The sequence below is a fragment of the Streptomyces sp. NPDC005262 genome (assembly GCF_042872425.1).
Lineage (GTDB): Bacteria > Actinomycetota > Actinomycetes > Streptomycetales > Streptomycetaceae > Streptomyces.
Map to the genome: position 1 here is coordinate 1 of NZ_JBIAKK010000029.1, position 21,323 is coordinate 21,323.

General features: G+C 68.4%; 13 protein-coding genes and 1 pseudogene. 7 read left to right on the plus strand and 7 right to left on the minus strand.

The window, feature by feature from the left end; genetic code table 11:
* Positions 1 to 1,051 precede the first annotated feature (1,051 nt).
* Together ACFYP5_RS37675 and ACFYP5_RS37680 are read left to right on the plus strand one after the other, a co-directional pair.
* A complete protein-coding gene (locus tag ACFYP5_RS37675) occupies positions 1,052 to 1,471 on the plus strand; it encodes a hypothetical protein (RefSeq protein ID WP_389044371.1) in 420 nt (139 codons plus the stop codon).
* 38 nt (positions 1,472 to 1,509) lie between these two features.
* Complete coding sequence (locus tag ACFYP5_RS37680) at positions 1,510 to 4,032, plus strand: Helicase associated domain protein (protein WP_389044373.1); 2,523 nt, start codon at positions 1,510 to 1,512, stop codon at positions 4,030 to 4,032.
* Positions 4,033 to 4,088: 56 nt separating this feature from the next.
* Here ACFYP5_RS37680 and ACFYP5_RS37685 read toward each other — a convergent pair whose 3' ends face one another.
* Both ACFYP5_RS37685 and ACFYP5_RS37690 read right to left on the minus strand, forming a co-directional pair.
* The gene (locus ACFYP5_RS37685; protein WP_389044441.1) at positions 4,089 to 4,358 is read right to left on the minus strand and encodes a hypothetical protein; all 270 of its coding nucleotides are present in this window, start codon (positions 4,356 to 4,358) and stop codon (positions 4,089 to 4,091) included.
* Positions 4,359 to 4,436: 78 nt separating this feature from the next.
* Positions 4,437 to 4,604, minus strand: a pseudogene (locus ACFYP5_RS37690) (ATP-binding protein); the annotation flags it as partial.
* Between the two features lie 312 nt (positions 4,605 to 4,916).
* Between ACFYP5_RS37690 and ACFYP5_RS37695 the strand changes: the two are divergent.
* Positions 4,917 to 5,915: an integrase core domain-containing protein gene (locus tag ACFYP5_RS37695; protein WP_389044443.1), complete on the plus strand. Its 999-nt coding sequence runs from the start codon at positions 4,917 to 4,919 to the stop codon at positions 5,913 to 5,915.
* Here ACFYP5_RS37695 and ACFYP5_RS37700 read toward each other — a convergent pair.
* Positions 5,900 to 6,259, minus strand: coding sequence for a hypothetical protein (locus ACFYP5_RS37700; protein WP_389044374.1), 360 nt, complete (start codon positions 6,257 to 6,259; stop codon positions 5,900 to 5,902). The genes ACFYP5_RS37695 and ACFYP5_RS37700 overlap by 16 nt on opposite strands.
* A 513-nt stretch (positions 6,260 to 6,772) precedes the next feature.
* Between ACFYP5_RS37700 and ACFYP5_RS37705 the strand changes: the two genes are divergently transcribed.
* Together ACFYP5_RS37705 and ACFYP5_RS37710 are read left to right on the plus strand one after the other, a co-directional pair.
* On the plus strand, positions 6,773 to 11,488 hold the full coding sequence (locus ACFYP5_RS37705; protein WP_389044376.1) for a sacsin N-terminal ATP-binding-like domain-containing protein: 4,716 nt from the start codon (positions 6,773 to 6,775) through the stop codon (positions 11,486 to 11,488).
* Between the two features lie 374 nt (positions 11,489 to 11,862).
* Positions 11,863 to 14,019, plus strand: coding sequence for a UvrD-helicase domain-containing protein (locus ACFYP5_RS37710; protein ID WP_389044446.1), 2,157 nt, complete (start codon positions 11,863 to 11,865; stop codon positions 14,017 to 14,019).
* Between the two features lie 617 nt (positions 14,020 to 14,636).
* Here ACFYP5_RS37710 and ACFYP5_RS37715 read toward each other — a convergent pair.
* Complete coding sequence (locus ACFYP5_RS37715) at positions 14,637 to 14,828, minus strand: hypothetical protein (RefSeq protein ID WP_389044378.1); 192 nt, start codon at positions 14,826 to 14,828, stop codon at positions 14,637 to 14,639.
* 174 nt (positions 14,829 to 15,002) lie between these two features.
* Between ACFYP5_RS37715 and ACFYP5_RS37720 the strand changes: the two genes are divergently transcribed.
* The gene (locus tag ACFYP5_RS37720) at positions 15,003 to 16,043 is read left to right on the plus strand and encodes a DNA cytosine methyltransferase (RefSeq protein ID WP_389044379.1); all 1,041 of its coding nucleotides are present in this window, start codon (positions 15,003 to 15,005) and stop codon (positions 16,041 to 16,043) included.
* A 47-nt stretch (positions 16,044 to 16,090) separates the two neighbouring features.
* Entirely contained in the window at positions 16,091 to 17,314 is a 1,224-nt protein-coding gene (locus ACFYP5_RS37725) for a DNA cytosine methyltransferase (protein WP_389044380.1), read from the plus strand.
* On the opposite strand, the gene ACFYP5_RS37730 is transcribed toward ACFYP5_RS37725, so the two are convergent.
* The 3 genes from ACFYP5_RS37730 to ACFYP5_RS37740 are packed head-to-tail and all read right to left on the minus strand — an operon-like array spanning position 17,315 to position 21,323.
* Complete coding sequence (locus ACFYP5_RS37730; protein ID WP_389044383.1) at positions 17,315 to 18,244, minus strand: DUF6339 family protein; 930 nt, start codon at positions 18,242 to 18,244, stop codon at positions 17,315 to 17,317.
* Positions 18,244 to 19,221, minus strand: a complete 978-nt coding sequence (locus tag ACFYP5_RS37735; RefSeq protein ID WP_389044385.1) for a hypothetical protein — start codon at positions 19,219 to 19,221, stop codon at positions 18,244 to 18,246. Before ACFYP5_RS37735 ends, ACFYP5_RS37730 begins: the two co-directional genes overlap by 1 nt.
* Entirely contained in the window at positions 19,218 to 21,323 is a 2,106-nt protein-coding gene (locus ACFYP5_RS37740; protein WP_389044388.1) for a helix-turn-helix domain-containing protein, read from the minus strand. The genes ACFYP5_RS37735 and ACFYP5_RS37740 overlap by 4 nt, the downstream gene beginning before the upstream one ends.

Sequence of the window (21,323 nt, forward strand, 5' to 3'; positions counted from 1 at the left end):
CCCGCGGAGCGGGTACCACATCGCTCCGCGATGTGCAAGCGAACCACCGTGCTTCGCACGGTGGTTGCGCACCCCTGCTTCGCAGGGGTGCGAACTCTGGTGCTTCGCACCAGAGTTGACTCCGTTTCACGGAGTCCGGGGTTCGCTTCGCTCACCCCGGCCCGGCTAAAGCCGGGCGTGCCCCTCCGCTGCGCTCCAGGGCAGGGGCCGGCCCGCGATGCGGGCCGGTGGGGCCGCTTCGCGGGGTGGCCCCGCGGACAGCTTGTCAGTTACCGATTAATGGGGCTTATGTGGCGAAGTGTGAGAACTCCACCCTCCCGCTCCCCTGAGGGTGTGTCCGCTGCGCTCCCCCACCCTCGGTCCTTCCGCCTCCAGGACCTAGACCCGCTGCGCGGGCCTGGCTGACTAGGGGGCGCGGTGGTTTCTGCGGTGGATGCCCCAGAACAGCACAGCTCCCGCAGTGCTGAGCAAGATTACGCAGCTGGTCACCACAGCCTTGAAGCTGTGGTCGTCCTGTACGGCCCACACGAGTTTCACCAGACTGCCAAGTGTCAGAACGGTCAGGTAGACCGCCACCCGGAACGGGGTACCGAAAAGCGTACGCTCTATCCATGAGCGCCGTTGTTCTGCCTGCCTGCTCACGCATCCCCCTGTGATGAACCGCCAGGCGTCATCAGAAGCCCTGGTCTGGCAGCACCCTAAGGGGTGACCCACGCCAACGGGACTGAGGCCCTCCGCTTCGCCCCAGGCCCCCGTGCCCTTCCAGCCCCAGGAAAGGACGTCGGGTGTTCGGGCTGTTGAGTTGACGGTATATCGGTGAGTAGCGCCTGTGGCGAATCTGTGCTTCAAAATAATCTACTGATAGAGTCTGGAATTATAGAGGGTCACTAGTGGGAGAGCTGTGAGAGGCGTGAGCAGTTTCATGGATCTGCGTGACTGGGGCATGGAAATGGCTCGTCTTGCTGAAGGGTTCACGGCCGGCTTCGAAGCGGTCCACGGGTATCCGGCCGGGGCGCACACGGTGTGTACCGGCCCGGCCGCAGGAGGCGCAGTGTCTGCCGCGGCCTTGGCCCGCCAGGGCGTGGCCGGCCCGCTCCTGGAGTACTACTCCCACCTCGGCTCCGTGGAGCTGCCTGACCTCGACACCGGGATCTGGATCGATGACGCCTCATCTCTCACTGCCCAGGTCAAGGCGGGCAACTACCCCAACCGGCTTACCGGTGCCGTTGATGACATGGTGTCCGTCTTCGCCACAGACGGCGGAGGAGCCATGTACGCCCTCAGCCACACCACCGGATGCGTCTACCACCTCATCGCCGGAGCCCTGATCGGCAGCACCTACGACCTCGATGAGACCGGCTACCGCATCGCCGCCAAAGACCTCTGGGACTTCCTTGAGCAACTGCACGCTCATCTCGCCGCGGCCCTCGAAGCTCAGCACGCCGCACTGAGGGCGGCATGCGGCCGTTAGGGGCGGACACTCACCTTCGAGAAAAAGGGGACGCCTCGATGGAAAAGAAGACACTACGCCCGCATCAGAGAGAGGCCGTCGATGCGGTTATCCGCGCTCTCGAATTGTCTGCAAGATCACTCGTGCCCGAGCGAGGGCTCCGGACTCAGGTGATCATGGCCACCGGGTCCGGGAAGACTCTCGTGGCGGTGCGCAGTGCGCAGGAGCTGCGTGCGGGTCGTGTGCTGGTGCTCGTGCCCTCGCTGGACCTGCTGGCGCAGACCGAGGCCGCGTGGCGTGAAGGCGGCCGCACGGGCCCGATGATCGGGGTCTCGTCCCTGCGCGGGGAGGAGGCGGGGTTCCCCAACACCACGGACGTGGACGAGCTGGTGGAGTGGACCCGCCACCTGGAGCGCGTCACCGTGTTCGCCACGTACGCCTCCCTGGGACTCGGCACGCTGGAGCGCGCGCACAGCGCGGGCCTTGCGGGCTGGGACCTGATCGTCGTGGACGAGGCGCACCGCACCTCCGGGCGGATCGGGAAGCCGTGGGCGGTCGTGCACGACAACCAGAAGATCCCGGCCCTGCGCCGGCTGTACATGACAGCCACCCCCCGGCTGTGGCAACTCGGGAACGAGGACCAGGGCGAGGGCGCGCCGGGTGAGCTGGTGGCCTCGATGGACGACGACCCGGACGGCCCGTTCGGCAGCCGCTGCTACACGTTGACGCTCTCGGTAGCGATCGACCGGGGTATCTGTGCCCCCTACCAGGTCGTATGCGTGGACGTCACCGACACACAGCTCCAGGCCGCGCAGCTCCTGGGCACCGAAAGCCGGTCGGACGAGATGCGCGGGGCCCGGCTCGCTGCCCTGCAGACCGCGCTGGTGAAAGCCTCCGCAGAGGAGAACTTCCGGCGCACGCTCGTCTTCCACCACGTCGTGAAGGAAGCCGAAGCCTTCGCGGCCGGCCTCCCGGACGTCGCAGCTCAGCTGCACACCTCCGACCCCGAGCTGTACCCGGCCACAATCTGGGCCAACTGGCTGTGCGGCGAGCACAAACCGCTCCACCGCCGCCGCGTGCTGGCCGAGTTCGCCAACGGGATCACCACGGACGGCACCGTGGTGGAGAAGGGGTTTCTGGGCTCGGTGAAGGTGCTGGGCGAGGGCGTCGACACCAAGAACTGCGACTCCGTGTACTGGGCGGATGTACGCGGCTCCATGCCCGACCTGGTCCAGGCCGTGGGGCGGGCACTGCGAATGCAGCCAGGGGAAGGCAAGACTGCGTCACTCGTGGTGCCGATCCTGCTCGGACCCGGCGAAACACCCGACAACATGCTCACCAGCCGGGCGTTCGGCGGGCTGGCCCGCCTTCTTGAAGCCCTCCGCGCACACGACACCCGCGTCGTAGAGACCCTCGCCGAGCAGCAAGCCCCCAGCCGCTCCCCCAAGGCCCGCGGACACCGAGCCGAAGGCGAAGAGCCGGGCGCAGCCTGGGCAGGCGTCACTGCCCCCGCCAAGGCCCTGCTGAAGTTCTCCACGCCCCGCGACCCAGCCGCCCTCGCAGCGTTCATCAACCTACGGGTCCTCAACCCCGAACACGAGCACTGGCGCCGCGGCGTGGAGGCCGCCGTCATCTACGCCCGCGAACACGGCGACCTACGCGTCCCGTTCACCTACCGCGTCCCGACCGGGAACAAGGCCGAAGCCGAAGGGTGGCCGCCCTCCCTCGCAGGCTTCCCGCTCGGGCAGTGGACCGCCGACAACCGCCGCTTCTACGCCCGAGGCGACATGGACCAGGACCGCATCATGCAGCTGGAGAAGCTCGGCATGATCTGGTCCCACTACGACGTCGCCTGGGAAGAAGGCCTCACCGCCACCCGCGGATGGGCCGCCAAGGCGGGCCACCTCCTGGCCCCGCTCGACGCCACGCACCAGGGCTACAAGGTCGGCATCTGGCTGAAGAACGCCAGGGCCGCCGCCCGCCGTGCTCTGGAGCTCGAGCAGCGCCAGGCCGAAGGGCTGCCGGTTCAGTCGTGGGCTGGCGCCCTGTCGGAGGAGCGGCGCGAGCAGTTGGAGGAGCTCGACCCGTCCTGGTGCCCGGTCTGGCCGGTGGAGTGGCAGCGCTGCTTCCACCTCACACGGCTCCACCTCGACAGAGGCGGAGCGCTGCCCACCACAGCAGGCGACGTCGTACACCAAGGCGAGGACCTCGGACGCTGGGTGAAGTCGGTGCGGCTCAAATGGGACCAACTCACCACCGTCCAGCAATGGATGTGCGAACACATCCTCGGAATCGAACCCGCGGGCAAGGACGAGAAGCCCAAGCCCCGCACGAGCCAGGCGCAGAAGTGGGCAATGCACCTCGCCGCCGCCCGCCAGTTCTACGAACGCGAAGGACACCTTCGGGTGCCGCGCAAACACATCGAAACCATCACCGTGAGAGGAGACGGAGGCAAGAACCAAGAGCAGCGGGACGTCACGCTGAAGCTGGGTGCGTGGGTCGGGAACCAGCGGTCCCGGGCCGCGACGCTGACCCCGGAGCGGGTCGAGCAGCTCTCCAAGATCGGGATGCGGTGGGCGTGATGGCGTACCGACAGGCAGCGGGGCCGCGCCTACCTGGTGGGGATGGGTGAAATGGGTCAGGAGCCTGTACCGAGTCGGCTGAAGGCCCAGCGTAAGACCTCCTGGTCGAGGCGGGCGCGTCCTGTGCGGTCAAGGGCGGTCTGGGTGTGGGCGGTGAGCCTGGCCCAGTTGCGGAAGTTGCCGTGGGCAGCGTGCTGGTCGGCGAAGGCGATGTCGCCGGGGTCGGCATCTGCCCAGAGAGGGTGGTAGAGCGGGATGACGTCCAGGGCCTCGTCGGGAGTGAGGCGGATGAAGCGCTGCCAGATGGAGATACGGGAGGACAGCATGGGTTCTTTGCGCAGTGTGGCGTGACAGCCTTCGCCACCGACGAAGACGACGGCAAGCTGAGTACAGGGGTCATCCCAGAGATAACGGATGTACTCCAGCAGGTCTCCGCTCAGCCATTGGGCCTCGTCCAGGACGAGAGTGCGTGGGTGGGTGGCGAGCGTGTTCTTGAGAAGGTGGTCGAACTCTGTGGCGTAGCGCGGGGGCTGGCCCGGCAGGTCGAGGGCGGTGAACAGTTCGTGGCGCACCGCGTCGGCGGCTGGGGCGCCTGGAGCAGCCTCATGGAGTATCGCCAGACCAGTCCCAACGGCGCGGGCCGTACAGGGCCCGAGGTATCCAGTCTTTCAATGGCTCCTGTTCTCTTCTCGGATCATGCGTCGGAGGCTGGTGCGTGCCGCGCGCAGGTCAGCCTCGAGGCTCGTCACCCGCCTGTGGAGCGCGTGGTTGTCTTCGGTGGCCTGGCGAAGCGTGTCTTCGAGTCGCTGATTTTCTCGGGTGAGCTGGTCGACGTGTTCAGTCAGGTCCTTGGTGCCGAGGGCCTCGAGTTGCTGTCCGAGCTGATGCCGGAGGGCCTGACGCATCCGCTCCTTTTCTTCCCGCAGGTCTCGGACCTCCTGCCTTGGTCCGATCGGGCCTTCCTTGCCGCCCTCCTCCACCGACTCCCCAGGCGGCAACTACGGCAGCTGCACCTGATCGTCTCCCCCGACACCGTCCTGCGTTGGCACCGCGACCTGCTCCGCCGCCACCATGCCAAGGCGTCCCGCCCGAAACGGCCAGGCCGGCCATCCACCGTCCGCAGCATCCAAGCCCTCATCCTGCGCCTGGCCGGAGAGAACCTCAACTGGGGCTACCGGCGCATCCACGGCGAGCTGGCCGCCCTGGGGATCACGATCGCCCCCTCCACGGTGTGGGAGATCCTCAAAGCCCACGGGATCGAGCCCGCGCCCCAGCGCGACCAGCAGACCTGGGCCGGCTTCCTGCGCGGCCAAGCGCACGCGATCCTCGCCGCCGACTTCTTCGAGACCCGCACACTGACCGGGGCGCGGCTGTACGTCTTCGCCGTCATCGAGCACGCCACCCGCCGTGTCCACATCCTGGGCGCGACCGCCCACCCCACCGCGGACTGGACCACGCAATTGGCGAGGAACCTGGTCATGGACCTGATGGACGCCGCGGTCACGATGAAGTACCTGATCCGGGACCGCGACAGCAGGTACACCCAGGCGTTCGACAACGTCTTCCACAATGAAGGCATCGCCATCGTCACAACCGGCGTCCGCGTACCGCGCATGAACGCGATCATGGAGCGCTGGGTGCGCTCATGCAGAGCCGAACTCCTCGATCGAACCCTGATCTTGAACCAGGCCCACCTCCTGCACGCGCTCCGCGAATACGAGAGCTTCTACAACGAGCACCGACCCCACCGGGCCCTCCACGCCGCAGCACCTCTGCGCCCGCTCCCCCAACCGATCACCGAACCGGACCGCCTCGACCACCTCGACATCCGCAGACACGATCGACTCGGTGGCATCTTGCACGAGTATCAACATGCGGCTTGAGCTGCACGGATGAGGTTTTCGGCACCTACAACCTCGCCCCCGGCATCCTTCAGATGCCGATGCAGCACCGCCACGTTCCCGCCCGCCTGCGCCAGCACCTCCCACGCCTGGTCGGACAGCTCCAGTCGGGCCCGAGGCCTGGGCTTCACACGGCCCTCCGTCCGCGCCGCATCCAGCCAACGCCACACCGTCCGCACGCTCACCCCGCCGACCTGCGCGCCCGCACGCACATGGGCCGTCGTCAACGCCCCGGCCGCATCCAGCTCCAGCAGCCGCGCAACCAGCACCGGCCTGGACACTCTCAGCCCCGCCGTCACCTCACCCCACGCGCCCGGCTCCCCCACCGAATAACCTCCCGTCGCAGATACCAACACCCACCACGGTGCAGCCGCACAACCACCGCAGGAGAGGAAATCTGTGCTACGCCGAGGAACGTCACCACTGGACAGGGCGGCATGAAGCATTACATAAATCCACAATCTACAATGTACGGCTTAATCAAAGCATTACACTATCAAGAGCGCAACCAGCTTCAATCGCGACAATTCGGAATTAATGTGGCAACCTATGCGAATGAGGTCGGCTGGACCCGCTGGCGGCACGCATCGGACATCTGGACCATTGTCGAGAGTCCTTGCTCGGATCAAATGGCGTCGTTAGGGTGTGATCTGATGGGGAACCAGGTACTTCGTCGCCGGTACCTGTAGGCCTGGGGGGGTCGTCGCGCAGTAAGAGCCCATTGCGCTTTCGCGTCGCCGTATCGGCGATCGGAAATCTTTTTTCGAACAGAGCCTTTCGCCGGGTGATCACCCACATCGAAAGCTATATTTCCTGAGCAGCCTGGGGGATGCTTTTCCATGTCCATTTCCATTTCCTCGCCGGAGGCGGACGACGTCGTAAGGGTGGTCGAGGACCTGTCGAAGCGGGTCCTGAACGTCTACCGGGCGGATCCTGGTCACGTCCTGGAGCACGCGAACAACGAGCGGCGCATCACGCAGGGTGGCTACGGCGAGCGACAGATCTACGAGCTCGTCCAAAACGGCGCCGACGAGAACATGGAACGCGCGCCCGGAGTCGTGGGCACGATCCACGTGCTTCTCACCGACACCCACCTCTACTGCGCCAACACCGGCACGCCGATGACCCCGGCCGGTGCCGACACGATCCTGCGTATGGCGGTATCGCGGAAACGGACCGGGAAGATCGGACGCTTCGGGGTCGGTGTCAAGTCGGTGCTGAGTGTGTCGGACACACCTTGCTTCTACAGCGCCTCCGGCTCGTTCGGCTTTGACAAGAAGTGGTCGGCCCGCGTCATCCGGGAAACGGTCCCGGACCTTTCGGTGCAGGACCCCACCCCGGTGCTGCGGATGGCGCAGCCGCTGGACCTGGACGCGGAGCGCCGGCGTGACGAGCGGCTCGACGAACTGATGGCATGGGCGTCGACGACGGTGGTGCTTCCCCTGCATGACGGTGCGGACGGGCGGCTGGGTCGGGACATCGTCAACTTCCCGGCGCACTTCATGCTTTTCTCCCCCCACGTGGACCGCCTCGTCCTTGAGGACACCCGTGCCGGCCACAAGCTGTGCCGGGAGATCACGCAGGAGACGCGGGGCGTCGAGCACCGAGTCGTGGAGCAGCGCAACGAGGCGCTTCACAGCAGCGAGCGCTGGTTCGTCTTCAGCGTCGACCACGAGCCCAGCCCCACCGCCGCGCGGACGGCGGGAGAGTTGCACGATCGGCCTGTCGTCACCATTTCCTGGGCGGTCCCCGACAAGGGTGTCCCGCAGCGCGGGAAGCGTGGAACCTTCTGGGCCTACTTCCCGACCCACTACGACACGACCCTGACCGGCATCCTCAACGCTCCGTGGAAGACGCCCGAGGATCGCCAGAATCTGACCAAGAGCGACTTCAACGAGGAGTTGGTGACCAGAGCGGCGGAGCTCGTGGTCGACTCGATTCCGAATCTGTTCGAGGAGAAGGACCCGGGGTCCCACCTCACGCTGCTCACGGCGCGTGGCCGGGAGGCCTCCCAGTGGGGCGACGAGATGCTGAGCGAGAAGGTGCTGCAGGTGGCCGCCCGCCGGCCCTCTCTGCCGGATCAGGACGGATTTCTGCGACTCCCCAAGCAGCTGCGGCTGCCCCCGGAGAATCTCGCGCCGGTCTGGCTCGAACAGTGGGCGAGTCACCTGGGGCGTCCCAAGAACTGGTGCCACCACAGTGTGGAGAGTCGTGAAAGGCGATCGAGGGCACGGGACATCCTCGAACAGGCCCACATCGCCCCGTCCTCGCTGCGCGAGTGGCTGGAGGCACTCGTCTCGGACCGCAGCGTGGAAGGGGCGACGTGTGCGCTGAAGCTGGCGGCCTCCGTCGTGGAAACGGGCAATCAGCTTCAGGCGGCCGAGGCGCGAGACGCCAAGATCCTGCTCACCGAGCGGGGCGACTTCCGCGCGCCTTCCGCCGGCAGGGTATTCCGCCGGCACGGTGGCGTCCGCCTTCCCAACGAGACCACGGTGTACCTGCACGACTCGATCGCGCAGGACCCCGAGATGCTGCACGCGCTGCAGGTCTTGGGCGTGGAGGAGGCCAACGCGGCCGGACGGCTGCGGGCCGCCGTCACCTCGGGCTTCGCCCGGTACCGCAACAACGACTGGGAAGACTTCTGGGCTCTGGCACGTACGGTCGAGGGCGACGAGATGGTCAAGGTCGTCAAGGAGCGCCACCCCGAACCGGAGAGCGTGCTCAAGGTGCGCACCGCCACCGGTCAGTTCCGCTTCGTGCGCGACTGCATCCTGGCGGGACCTGTGGTGCCCGAGAACGGGCGGCGCGATGCCTCGGTTCTGGTCGACCCGGTCTTCCATGCGGCCGACACGGAAGTACTCAAGGCCCTGGGCGCGGTGGATCGCCCGCTGCCCCGGATGAACCCTCGCTCGGACGCCTGGTTCAACGACTACAGCGGCGTCGTGTACAACCGGTTCTGCGCTTCCCTCCCGCCGCAGGTGTCCCGTCCTCGGCCGTCCTCCGTGAGCCTGATTGGCCAGGATCCCCCCGGCCCCCTGCACCTGCTGCCGGAGCTGTCGGCGGACGGTAGGGCCGCCTTCACACGGGAGCTGCCCGACCTTGGGATCGTGCCCGACTGGCGGTGCATGCGGACCACCGGTCAGGGTGGCGTCCTGCGCGTGGAGTCGCCCCTGGTCTGGATGCTCCGTGAGCAGGGCATGCTTGCCACCTCGATCGGCGTGCGGCGGCCGCATGCCGCGGTGAGCCCCGAGCTGGATGTGGACGGCCGTCTCCTTCCCGTCGCCGAGGTTGCCGTCGCATACGCGCGTGCGCTCGGGCTGCCCTCCAAGATCCACGATGTGCCCGCCGGCTTGTGGAGCGAACTGGCCGAGCGCGCGGACTCGGGGACGGATGCCGCCTTCGTCGGAGGTGCCTACGCTTTTCTGGCCAAATCGGCCCCTGCAGGCACTCTCGAGGACGGGGGGCGCCTGTTCCGCTGCCGGGTGGGCGAGAACTGGGAGATGCAGCACAGCAAGAGCATCGCCGTCACGTTCGAGGAGGATCAGTACGAGGTCTTGCTCCGTGAGCGCGTGCCGGCGCTCCTGGTCCCCACAGACACCGACGCGCATCTGCTCGTCGACCGGTTCCGTTTCCGGGTCCCCTCCGACCTCCTGGTCGAGGAAATCCACTCCGTCCCGCTGACGGAGCCGGTCCCGGTGACGGACGTCTTTCCTCGGCTGCGCCAGGTGCTTCCTCGGGGAGCGGCCTGGAAACTGGCGCACTGCTCCGAGCTGGTCAGGATTGTCCGTGGCCCGGAGGAGGGGCGACGCGAGCAGGCACTGACCGAGACGCTCGACGGGCTCACGGTGTTGCTGTGCGGGGAGCGTGACGAGGAGTCGACCCTGCAGGCCGTGGACCGGCTCCTCGGGCTGCGGCTGGGGGCCGAGGGATGTCGGGGGCTCCTGCGTCAGCAGGCACGTGACCGTGACGACAAGAGGTTGCTGATGGTCCGCCAGGAGGCGGACCTGTCCAGGAAGCTCCTGCTCGCCGTCGGCGAAAGCCGGTTGATAGACGAGCTGCCCCCGGGGCTGGCGCTCGCCGATGCGGAGCTGCGCAAGGTCCCGGTCGACGGCCTGCGGGCGGCCGAGCTGCTCCTGGCCGCTCACGGGGAGGACGTCCTGCGCGTCCTTGCACCGGCGCTCGCCGACGCGGGTTTCAACGTGCCGCAGATGTGGACGGGCGGTTCGACTGCACGCAGTTTCGTGCGCACGTACGGCTTTCCGGAGTCCTGGGCCGGTGACCCGCAGACCCCCGGCAGCCCGAACCCGTACGAGACGGTCCCGGGCCCGCGCAAGCCGCTGAAGTTGCACGGCTACCAGGAAGCCTTGGTGCAGCGCATGTACGAGCACCTCGCCCAGGGCGAGGAAAAACGAGCCATGCTGCAGATCCCCACCGGCTCAGGCAAGACGCGGATCGCCGCCGAGGCCGGCGTCCGGGCGCTGCGCGACGGCCTCCTCGAGGGGCCGATCCTGTGGATCTCCCAGAGCCAGGAGCTGGCGGAGCAGGCCGTCGAAACCTGGGCCTACGTCTGGCAGACCGAGGGAACGGACCAGTCGCTGCGCATCACCCGCTTGTGGGGCGGCATCCCGGACGCCGTTCCCGTCGCCGACGGGCCGCAGGTGGTCGTCGCCATCGACGACACCGCCGTCAACCGGCTCCCGAAGGAGGACTACGCCTGGTTGCGCGAGTGCGCCCTGGTCATCGTCGACGAGGCCCACTTCGCCGTGCCGAAGACCTACACACGGATCCTCGACGCCCTCGGCATCGACCAGTACCGGACCTCGCGCCACCTGATCGGCCTGACGGCCACCGCCTTCCGCGGGGACAGCGACGACGAGACGCGGACCCTGGCCTCCCGCTTCGGGCACAAGCGCCTCGACTTCGGCGTCTTCGACAACGACGACGCCTACCGGCACCTGCAGTCGCTGAAGGTTCTGGCCGAGGTCGAGCACGAGGAACTCCTCGGCGGCTCCTACGTGCTGTCGTCGAAGCAGGTGACCGAGATACAAAGGACGCACGCGATGGCCCTGCCGGCGGATGTCGTCAGTCGCCTCGCCAAGGACGTCGAACGCACCCGGCGCATCGTGGACCGGATCGAGGAACTGCCCTCCGATTGGCCGGTCCTGGTCTTCGCCACCTCGGTGGAGCACGCCCAAGTCCTTGCCGCCCTTCTGCAGGACCGCGGCATCACGGCGGCCTCGATCGAGGGGCGGACGCCGCCGAGCATCAGGCGGCGCCGCATCGCTGCGTTCAAGGACAACAGGATTAGGGTTTTGACCAACTACAAGGTGCTGACCCAGGGATTCGACGCCCCGGCCGTCCGTGCCGTCGTGGTCGCCCGCCCCACGTTCAGCCCCAACACATACATCCAGATGATCGGCCGGGGCCTGCGCGGCGAGCTCAACGGGGGCAAGGAATCCTGCTTGATCCTCAACGTGGCCGACAACATCGAGAACTTCGGTCGTGGACTCGCCTACACGCGCATGGAGCACCTGTGGCACGGGGCAACCCGCTGACCGCATCCACGGCCGTCACAGCGGACTGACGGATGCCCAGTGCCGCGGCGTCGAAGAGGCGGCGCAACGCACGACGTCGTCACCGTAGGTGTCAAACCGGCCAGGCCTTCACGCTGGTCAGGCGGATCGAACACCTGATCTTGGAAGGTCTCGCCGGCGGGGACCACATCGTCCCTACCCTCGCGCACGCCGCCTCGGTCGGTTGCGGGAGCGACTGCGGTCGCCGGAGTGGCCCGCACCCGAGGCAGCTTGAGCTCCCAGCGGCTGGGCCAGGGCCTCGCCCCTACCCGAGCCGGGGCCCTCCTCCCCTTGCCACCCGAGTGGTCAGTACAGTGATCGCCACGATCGACGGTGGAGGTACGGGGGGGGGCGTCATGGCGCGGCTCGGCATACACCGCGACTTCCTGATGGAATTCGCGGGACTCGAAAAGCACGTGCAAAAACGCGTCTTCGAGGTGTTCGAGAAGTTCGCCGCCGCCACACACGCCGGGCTCCACCTGGAGAAACTGACGCACCAGCGCGATGCGCGCCTGCGTACCATCCGGATCACAGACTTTTGGCGCGGTGTCGTCCTCAAATCCGATCAGGGGGATGGCTACCTGCTGCTGAAGGTGTTGCCGCACGACAAGGCCAACCATTGGGCGGCAAACCATCGTGCCTCCGTGAACGCCGCCAGTCAGGGCATCGAGATCCGTGACGACGTGGCCCTGGAGCGGGCGACCACCCAACTGTGGGCGGCGACACGGCAGGATGGCACGCTGCTGTTCGCGGAGTCGGCGTACCCGGACAAGGTGTTGCGCAGCCTCGGCATCGACGCCGAGATCATCCCCATTGTTCGACTCATCCCCGACGAGGCCCACCTGGAGGCCCTGCATCGGGTCCTTCCCGAGCAGCAGTACGACGTCCTGCTCGGGCTGGCCAGCGGGATGTCCCCCGAGGCCGTGGACCGCGAGGTGGTGCAGGTGTACACGGCGGCCACTCGGGATGCGACCGACCAGGCGGCCGATCCCCTGGATGCGGCCATGGCCCACGCGCGCGGCCGCATCGCCCTGGTGTCGGGCACGGACGAGCTGCACGAGATCTTGGAGAGGCCGTTCGACACCTGGCGCGTGTTCCTGCACCCCAGCCAGTACCGGATCGCCTACCAGGAGTCCTACCGCGGTCCCGCCCAGGTTCTCGGGGGTCCGGGCACCGGGAAGACGGTGGTCGCCCTGCACCGCGCCTTGCACCTGACCCGCCGGCTGCCGGCCGACGCGCCGGACGGCAGCATCCTGCTCACCACCTACACCCGGGCCTTGGCGGTGGAACTGGAGCGCTGCCTGGGCCTGTTGATTTCCGACGACCGGCTGCGGGCGAAGATCACCGTGATCAACGTGGACGCGCTGGCCTACGACGTCGTGCGCGGCACGCACGGCGGCAGCCCCGTCAAGCTGGTCACCGACCAAAGGGAGATCAAGGCCCGCTGGGCACGCATCATCCGGCGGCTGAACCTCGACTTCGCCGACGTGTTCTTGGACCAGGAATGGCGCCATGTCGTCCTGGCCCAGGACCTGCGCAGCCCCGAGGCCTACCTCAAGGCCCCCCGCCACGGACGCGGCACGGCCCTGCCGCCCATCCAACGGCTGCAGGCGTGGCGCGCCATCGAAGCGTTCGAACAGCAACTGCACCAGTTGGGCGAGCGGACCTTCCTGCAGATCTGCGCCGAGGCCACGAGCCGCCTGGCCGAGCAGGCCGAACCGCCCTTCCGTCACGTGATCGTGGACGAGGCACAGGACCTCCACCCGGCCCAGTGGCGCTTTCTGCGTGCGCTCGTCCCGGAGGGGCGCGACGACCTGTTCATCGCGGGCGATGCCCATCAGCGCATCTACGGCAACAAGGTGTCGCTGCGGTCCCTGGGCATCTCGATCACCGGGCGCTCCCACCGGTTGCGGATCAACTACCGAACCACGCACGAGATCCTGGACTGGGCCTCGTCCCTGCTCACCGGTATCCCCGTCGACTCGGTGGACGGCGACGCCTCGCTGGCCGGCTACCGGTCCACTCTGCACGGCCGCCACCCCACCCTCGCGCCGCACCCTTCCAAGGCCGAGGAGATCGCCGCGGCCGTCGCCCGGATCGCCGAGTGGACGGCTTCGGGGGTGGCCCCCGAGGACATCGCCGTGGCCGTGCGCTTCATCCAGCTGGGCCGGGACGTGGCGACCGCGTTGGATCAGGCCGGCCTGCCCACGCACGTCCTGGGCAGCTCGGCACCCGGAGCAGGGGTGCGCATCGCGACGATGCACCGGATGAAGGGGCTGGAGTTCCGCTGCGTCGCCGTGCTGGGCGTCAGCGAGGGCATCGTGCCGATGCGTGCCGCTATCACCCCCACCGACATCGACCCGCAACAACACCAGGAGGACATCGCCACCGAACTGAGCCTGCTGTTCGTGGCCTGCACACGCGCTCGAGAGGACCTGCTCGTCTCCTGCCACGGAACCCCGAGCCCGTTCCTCGCTCCCGTTACCGACGACGGGATGGGAGCAAAACGGTGACCGCCGCAGCCAAATCGTGGTCGGCGAGCACGACCTGCCCGATGACGAAGAAGGTGCCGTCCTACATCTCGAACACGTCGTGGCAGTTGTCGTAGCCGGTCGACCCGCGCTCTGCGGGGGCGGACCCGACGCGGCGCAGGGAACTCCCAGGTGACAGGATCGGCGCCATGAGCACCGAGACCAACTGGGTGTACCGCGTGGACCTGGCACTCCCACGGCGACGACCCGGAACGGTGGCGGGGGACGATCACGAGCGTCAACCCGGCCGAGGGCGCCCAGCACGCCGCCGCCCTCGTCGTCACCGACCTGATGACCGAGTGGGACCGGGAAAACTGCAAGTCCGGAAAGCACGTCCAGGTGCTCGTGTGGGAAGGCGTGGAGGGAAGCAAGGAGGACGTCGCCTTCACGGCGGAGATCCGGCCGGACTTCCGCGGAGGGTGACTGAGGCGTGCGAGTGGTCGCAGGTCTGGCGATGTCGTGCGCTGCGATGCCGACCCTCGTGATTTTGCGCCCTCCGTCTGAGTACGTGCGTGCAACCGCCCGGACCCCGTACCGGGGGGCGAGTCACCACGACAAAGAGCCTCTACGAGAGGGGAAGGCCCGGGAGGGGTCTTGGCTCAGCTCAGGTTCCCGGTTTCGGCCAACTCCGCCAGCGCATCCTCGGCGCGGCGCAGCACGATGCGGCCGTCACCGGCACTGTAGGCAAGGACACGGGTGCCGGGGGCCAGGCCGGCCTCGACCAGGATGCCCATGGGGATCTCGGCTCGGCCGTTTTCGTCGATCTCCACTTCGGAGGGTTCGCGCAGCATGGAGCCAGTCTTCCACCAGGGCTGTGTCCTGTTCGACTGCCGGGCGGCCAGGAGCGGGGCTTGCATAGGTGCGTCAGACCGGTCCCATGGCCGCGCCACCCATCGACGGATGTCGGGCTAGTCTCGGCATCGTCCGCCAAGATCCCTATGTTGGTCTGGAGAGGTGCACACGGCATGACGATGGCAGAGTTCGACGACGTCGAGAAGCCGGCACCGCCACAGCATGCCGACCGCCTCATCCCGCGGCTGCGCTCGTTGGAGATCTGCGCCGGTGCGGGAGGGCTCGCGCTCGGCCTGGAACGTGCGGGTTTCGACCCGGTGCTGCTCTTGGACAACCGACCGGTGGCCCGCGAAACACTCCGCGCAAATCGCCCCGAATGGGATATACGACTCATCGATCTGATGGCCTTCGATCCCGCGGAAGAGCAGCAGGTGTACGACGTCGACCTCCTCGCCGGCGGCCTTCCCCGGGTCAAGGGGACCGCGGCGGTCAACCGCAGGCGGGGCAGCGAGGTGGAACTGGGCTTGTTCAAGGCGGCCATCGAGTTGGTGTACGGGGTGCAGCCGCGGGCTGTGTTGTTGGAGAACGTGCCGGATGTGGTGACCAAGGAGGCGTATGCGCCGTTGCGGGATTTCGTGGCGGCGGAGCTGGGGCATCTCGGCTACGAGCACGCGTGGTTCGTCCTGAACGCGGCCGACTACGGTGTCCCGCAGGACCGGGAGGAAGGGGTGCTCGTCGCCTTCAAGGGCGAGGGTCTGGGCCGCTTTCCCACCCCCGAGCGCCTGCTGGACCCGCCGCTCACGGTGGGAATGGCGTTGGGTGAGTCGATGGCCGCCGGCGGGTGGGACGGCGCGGCCGGGTGGGCCGCGCAGGCCGACCGTCTGGCCCCGACCATCGTCGGGGGGTCGTGGGAGCGCGGTGGTCCCGATCTCGGGATGACGGGTTCCAAGCGGGCGTGGGCGCGCATGGGTGTGGACGGCGGCACGATCGCGGATGCCGTGCCGGGGCCGGACTTCCACTGGGATCCCGCATTGGGGCGCGAGGGCATGATGGCGCTCACCGTCGAGCAGGTCGCCCTGCTGCAGGGCATTCCCGACGACTGGACGATCATGGGGCGCAAGACCGCCCGCTACCGGCAGGTGGGCAACGCAACCCCGCCTCCGCTCGCCGAGGCCTTGGGACTGTCGATCCGGGCTGCCCTCCTGGCTCAATGAGCAGGTGCGGCCCCGCCGCCAGTCAGGTCGCTATACACTCTCAGATCATGACCGCCGCACAGCCTCACCAGTCCTCATCTGCACCTTTGCACATCGTGGACTTGTTCGCGGGCCCCGGAGGTCTGGACATCGCCGCCAAGATCCTCGACCTCGAGACCATCGGCATCGAGTGGGACCACGACGCCTGCCAGACGCGCAAGGCCGCCGACCTGCTCACCGTGCCCGACGATGTCCGTAACTACGGTCCCAACAGCGATGAGGTACGCGGTGCGACCGTGCTGGCGGGCGGGCCACCGTGCCAGACATTCACCGTGGCCGGCTCGGGCGCCGGGCGCCGGGCGCTCGAGCAGGTCTTGTCCCTAGTAGACAAGCTGGGCAGGGCAAAGGACGTCTACGGTCTCGACCTCGTCATCAAAGAGGCCGAGGCTTGCGCTGAGGTATCCGGAGGCGACGAGCGGACCGCGCTGGTTCTGCAGCCGCTGAAGTGGGCGCTGGAGGCCCATTTCCGGGAGCAGCCGTACAAGGCCATCGTCTTGGAGCAGGTGCCCGCCGTGCTTCCGGTCTGGGAGGCGATGGGCGAAGTTCTCGAACGGATCGGCTACCAGTTCCCCCTGGTCGAGGCGGCGGCGCCGGAGGAGGATGGCCAGCTGCTTTTGGGCGAGGTCACCGGTGCGCGCCGACCGGCCAAGCCGTCTCCGCGCGCCTTCGTGCTCCACACCGAGGAGTACGGGGTGCCGCAGACCCGCCGCCGTGCCGTGCTACTGGCGCGCCTGGGTAAGCGTCCGCGTTTTCCCGAGCCCACCCACCGCCGCTACCGCAAGGGCGTTGGGGCCTCCGTAGGTGCTCCAAAGCTCGAGCCGTGGGTGTCGATGAGGACGGCGCTGGGGCGCAAGGACCACTTCGTGGTCGTGTCGAACTACGGGACCGGCGGGGATCCCAAGGCGCGTGGCCGGCGTGATGCGACGATGCCGTCGGCGACGGTGACGGGGAAGATCTCCCGGAACCGGTTGCAGACATCGGACGGCAGGGACATCGGCCGCTTCACCCATCAGGAGGCGGGCCAACTCCAGTCGTTTCCACGGGCGTACCCATGGCGCGGCGGTGCCATCGCCCAGCAGATCGGGAACGCCATCCCGCCGCGGCTGGGCGTGCACATCCTCAGCGCCGCTCTCAGGCTCGATCCACCTGGCAAGGAGGTGTGGAAGCGCTTGGAGGAGTGGACCCCTCCCGCGTCTTCCAGCCCTGAGCAAGCACCGCGCGCGGCAGGTTGATCACAGGCTGTGCCGCTGGGCCTCGGTCGCCCGCTGCGGGATGACGCCGGGGCCCGTCGGTCGCAGGGTTGGCCGCTGTCTCCTGGGCGCCTCGGCCAGGAGTTTGTCGAACAGTGCGACGAGGGTGTCCACGGACTGTGCGCTCACGCGTCCGTCGTCGGGCCCGTCCGGCAGCCGCTCGAAGGGCACGGCCGGGGCGTCCTGGGCCTGGTCGATCCAGTCCAGAACGGCTTCCCCCTCTCCCCCGGGGTCGGGTGCCAGGACGTCGTAGACGAGGGTGCTGCCCGCGGTGTTGACGGCGGAGGACAGCGCGTTGACGTGATCGCCCGGGCGTGGGGTGCCGTCGGCGATCAGGCGGTCGAGGATCCGCACGATCGCCAGGGCGGTGGGGCGGTGGTCGATGACGTCCAGCCGCAGGGTGGTGTTCAGGACGTCCTGCACGCGGCAGGCGGTTTCCACCGGGCGGTAGTCGGCGCCGTCGCGGAAGAGTTCCGCCGCCCACCACAGGCGGGAGAAGGCCTGGGTGTAGTGCGCGCCGCTGAAGCGGGAGGTGGCGGTGGTTTCGGTGCCCCGGTGCCGCCAAAGGACGTAGTCCGGTGCGACGAGCAGGGCGAGGTAGTTCCACAGCCGGCCGTCGGCGGCCTCGGCCCGGGTCAGGCGGAGGGTGGCGTGCAGGCGGGGGGCGAGCCATGCGTCGGCGGCGGTGCGCTGGTCGTCGAAGCGTCGCATCGCCTCCTCCAGCAGCTGTCGGAGGGGGGCGGTGTGCCGGCGTGCCTCGGTGGTGGGCAGCAGGGTTGCGGCCTTGCGCAGGGCGACTTGGGGCGGTGTCTCCTGCCCGGATTGAATGGCGTGGCCGAGGTATTTGGCCACGATCGTGTCGGGGAGCAGGCCGAGCACCGGGGGGATGTCGTGGGGGGTGGCCGGGGGCATCAGTTCACGCCCTTGTCCGTGCGGTCGACGGTGCGCACCGCGTTGGTCAGTTTCTTGGTGACGCGGCTGCGTTTTCCGGCCGCGTACTGGATCGCGCTCTGTAGTTGGGACCAGCCGAATCCCTGGGTGCGGCGCTCGTTGATGTCGTAGAGGGCGTCGGTGGGTTGGCGGCCGGGCAGGACGTCGGGGAGCATCGTGCGGACGACGGCCTCACGCCAGCCGGTGGATATGACGGGGGTGCCGTCCTCGTCGACGTCGAGGTCGCTGATGGCGGTGTGGAACATGGCCGTCCAGGCGTCCTGGGCGATGTGGCTGGCGGTCATGTCGCGCAGCACGCGTTCGGCCGTGGTGCCGCCCTTGGCGGTGAGGACCTCCATCAGGCCTTCGACGGCGGTGGTGTTGAGGTAGACGGTGGGGGTGTCGGCGCTGGTCTCGACGATCCAGGGTGCCTCGTGGAAGGGGCGCAGCCACTCGTGTGGGCCGTCGCGGAAGTCGACCTCGACGATGTCGATCTCGCGGCGTCGGATGGGGGTGGACTCGCGCAGGTCCACGTACCAGTCCTGTTCGGCGGATCCGACCAGTCGCCCCGCTATGCCCTCGACGGTGGCGATGGCGTGCACGGTGAGCGTGGCGCGGCGCAGGTGGTGGTCTTTGCCGAGGTCGATGGTGCCGTGCCAGTCGCCGCCGGGCGTGCGTGCCAGGCGGGCGGTGGTGCGCGTGTTGGTGGCCTTTTCGATGAGGACGGCCAGACAGGTGACGTCCGTGAAGGGCCCTTCGGCGAGCTCGGGCTCGGGGAGGTGGGCCTTGAGGTAGAGCGTGGCCCGCGTCCAGTGCTCACGGCCTGATCGGTGCAGGGCGACGGTGCGTTCGGTCGTCGACACTTGCGCGTACGGGAGCGGGGTGCCGTCCACGGTGACGGCAGTGATGTCGAAGGCGATGTCGCCGAACAGGGTCGGGTAGGGGAAGACGGATTTCACGCGGCGCCTTTGCGGGGCTGAAGGATGTCGATGGCCAGGCGTGCGAAGGCGCCCTTGACGGGGTGGGTGGCGGGGTCGGTCACGCCGGTGAACACGGCGGTGCGCACGCCGGGTTCGACGATGATGTGACCGTCCTCGGAGCGGCAGCTTTCCGAGCCGACCAGCAGCGACCAGTCGATGGTCGGCCTGCCGCCGGAGCGTACGTCGAATTTGGCGACAGGGGTGAGCAACCAGGGGTCGTCGGCGTCGGGGAGTTTGAGGGTGACCGTGACGTTCCAGGCCCCGGTGTCTTCCAGGTGGGCGCTGACGGTGCGCACCGTGGGGAAGGACTGCGTGCGGCGTGGGCCGGCGCCCGGGGTGGTGTCGGTCTCGAGGGTGAGCAGTTCACGCAGGACGCTCGGCCCGCCGCTGCGGGTGGCCTCGCGGCGGACGGCGAGGGAGCGTGCCGCCTTGTCGATGCCGTGGCGGAACTCCTTGATGCGGCTGAGCGCGCCGCGCTCGTAGCTGGTGGTGAGTTCCTCGGTGCGGTCCCAGCGGTCGTGCTCGGGCGGTTCGGAGGCCCGCAGGAACGCCTCCGCCAAGTCGACATCCTCGCTCGTGCGACCGGTCGCGTATCCGGCCAACAGGACGGCCTGGAACGGCATGGTACCCAGCGGCAGGTCACGGGGCCGCTGTTCGGTGATCGTCATGCGGTTGCCGCGCATGCACACGATGCGGTTGAAGCGCTCGTCGGTGTCGTCGGCCGGGGTGAGCAGCAGGACGGCCGGGTGTTCGCGGCCTTTGTCGCGGACGCGGCCGGTGCCTTTGAGGGGGGTGACGAGGAGGGGAACCTCGGCGTGGGCGACGTGGTCACCGGCGGTGAGCTCGGGAACGGTCTCACCGTCGAGGTAGGCCTGCAGGGCACGGGCGAGGGCCGGGTGGTGGGCGTGAGGGTCGACGCGCTCTTCGGGTATGACCACCTGTCCGTTGCGCAGCGTGGTGACGCGGGCCTCCAGCAGGGGGCCAGCGTCGCGCCCGCCGATCATCGCGGCCCAGAAGCCGTCGGCGAGGGAGCGTACGCACTTGTCGTGCATCTCCTGCAGCGTCTCCGCGTCACCCGAGGCGTCGTGGGCGCCCACGACGAGGAACGACGTGCCGGGCTCGTCGCTCATGCGCTCCAAGTGCAGGTCGCGCACGGTGGATTCGTCGGCCCACCAGGATCGGGCGACGTCTTTGCGTTCGGGATCGGTGTCGGGTTCACCGAACCAGGCGGGTCCCGCGAAGGCCTCGCCGCCAAGGGTGTGCCACGGCAGGTCCAGGCGCCCCACGACGCGGCGGTGGGTGCGGCCCTCGTGTGCCTCGCCGAGCGTGGAGTTGACCAGGACGAGTCCGAAGCGACTGCTGGCCCAGAGCGTGGCTTTGCCCAGTCCGTACGAGCCGCCGGCGCGACCTCCGGCACTCTTGTGCGAGTCGAGGGTACGGCGCACGACCGCGGCATAGCGGCCATCGCCGTATTCGGGGCCCGTCAGGCCAAAGGCGTTGTAGTCGTCGATGCGCAACAGCAAAAGGGAGCGGCTGTCCGCCAGTTCGTCGAGCGCGGCGCGAAGACCGCGGGAGACCTTTTGTCCGCCGGCGGCGGCCTGCTCGTAGTGCACGCTCAGCTCGTCCCAGTGCACGGCCTTGAGGAAGGCATCCAGGTGGTCGCCGCTGAGTTCGTGGAGCATGTAGTGCACGCGCACCGGCTGTTGCGCCTCGAAGCGCTCGTCGAGGGAGTTCTGCGTGGCCTCGCGCGCGAGGACGGACAGGTCGGCGTCGAAGGCGAAAGCGGCGACGTTGCCGTACTCGCGGCCACCGTCGGCGTGGGCCGGCCTGTGCCGCCACACCAGGGGCAGGTCGAGGGGGACGTCGGCCGTCCTGGTCACCAGGGAGGCCAGATCGGTGCCGAGGATCTGCGCGATGTGCGTCTTGACGTCCTCGCGCGGCTCGGCGCGTCCGGTGATCCACGCGGAGACCGCGGCGCGTGTCTTGCCCAGCTCGACGGCGAGCTGGGCCTGCGACATGCCCGCGCGCCGCAGTTGCCGTCCGAGCCACGGCCCGAACGCTTCTGCCTGCTGCCCTGTCAT

Coding starts and splice junctions, on each gene's coding strand:
- ACFYP5_RS37680 (WP_389044373.1), top strand. CDS start 1,510: ATGGAAAAGAAGACACTACGCCCGCATCAGAGAGAGGCCGTCGATGCG.
- ACFYP5_RS37685 (WP_389044441.1), bottom strand. CDS start 4,358: ATGCTGTCCTCCCGTATCTCCATCTGGCAGCGCTTCATCCGCCTCACT.
- ACFYP5_RS37695 (WP_389044443.1), top strand. CDS start 4,917: ATGCCGGAGGGCCTGACGCATCCGCTCCTTTTCTTCCCGCAGGTCTCG.
- ACFYP5_RS37705 (WP_389044376.1), top strand. CDS start 6,773: ATGTCCATTTCCATTTCCTCGCCGGAGGCGGACGACGTCGTAAGGGTG.
- ACFYP5_RS37710 (WP_389044446.1), top strand. CDS start 11,863: ATGGCGCGGCTCGGCATACACCGCGACTTCCTGATGGAATTCGCGGGA.
- ACFYP5_RS37715 (WP_389044378.1), bottom strand. CDS start 14,828: ATGCTGCGCGAACCCTCCGAAGTGGAGATCGACGAAAACGGCCGAGCC.
- ACFYP5_RS37720 (WP_389044379.1), top strand. CDS start 15,003: ATGACGATGGCAGAGTTCGACGACGTCGAGAAGCCGGCACCGCCACAG.
- ACFYP5_RS37725 (WP_389044380.1), top strand. CDS start 16,091: ATGACCGCCGCACAGCCTCACCAGTCCTCATCTGCACCTTTGCACATC.
- ACFYP5_RS37730 (WP_389044383.1), bottom strand. CDS start 18,244: ATGCCCCCGGCCACCCCCCACGACATCCCCCCGGTGCTCGGCCTGCTC.
- ACFYP5_RS37740 (WP_389044388.1), bottom strand. CDS start 21,323: ATGACAGGGCAGCAGGCAGAAGCGTTCGGGCCGTGGCTCGGACGGCAA.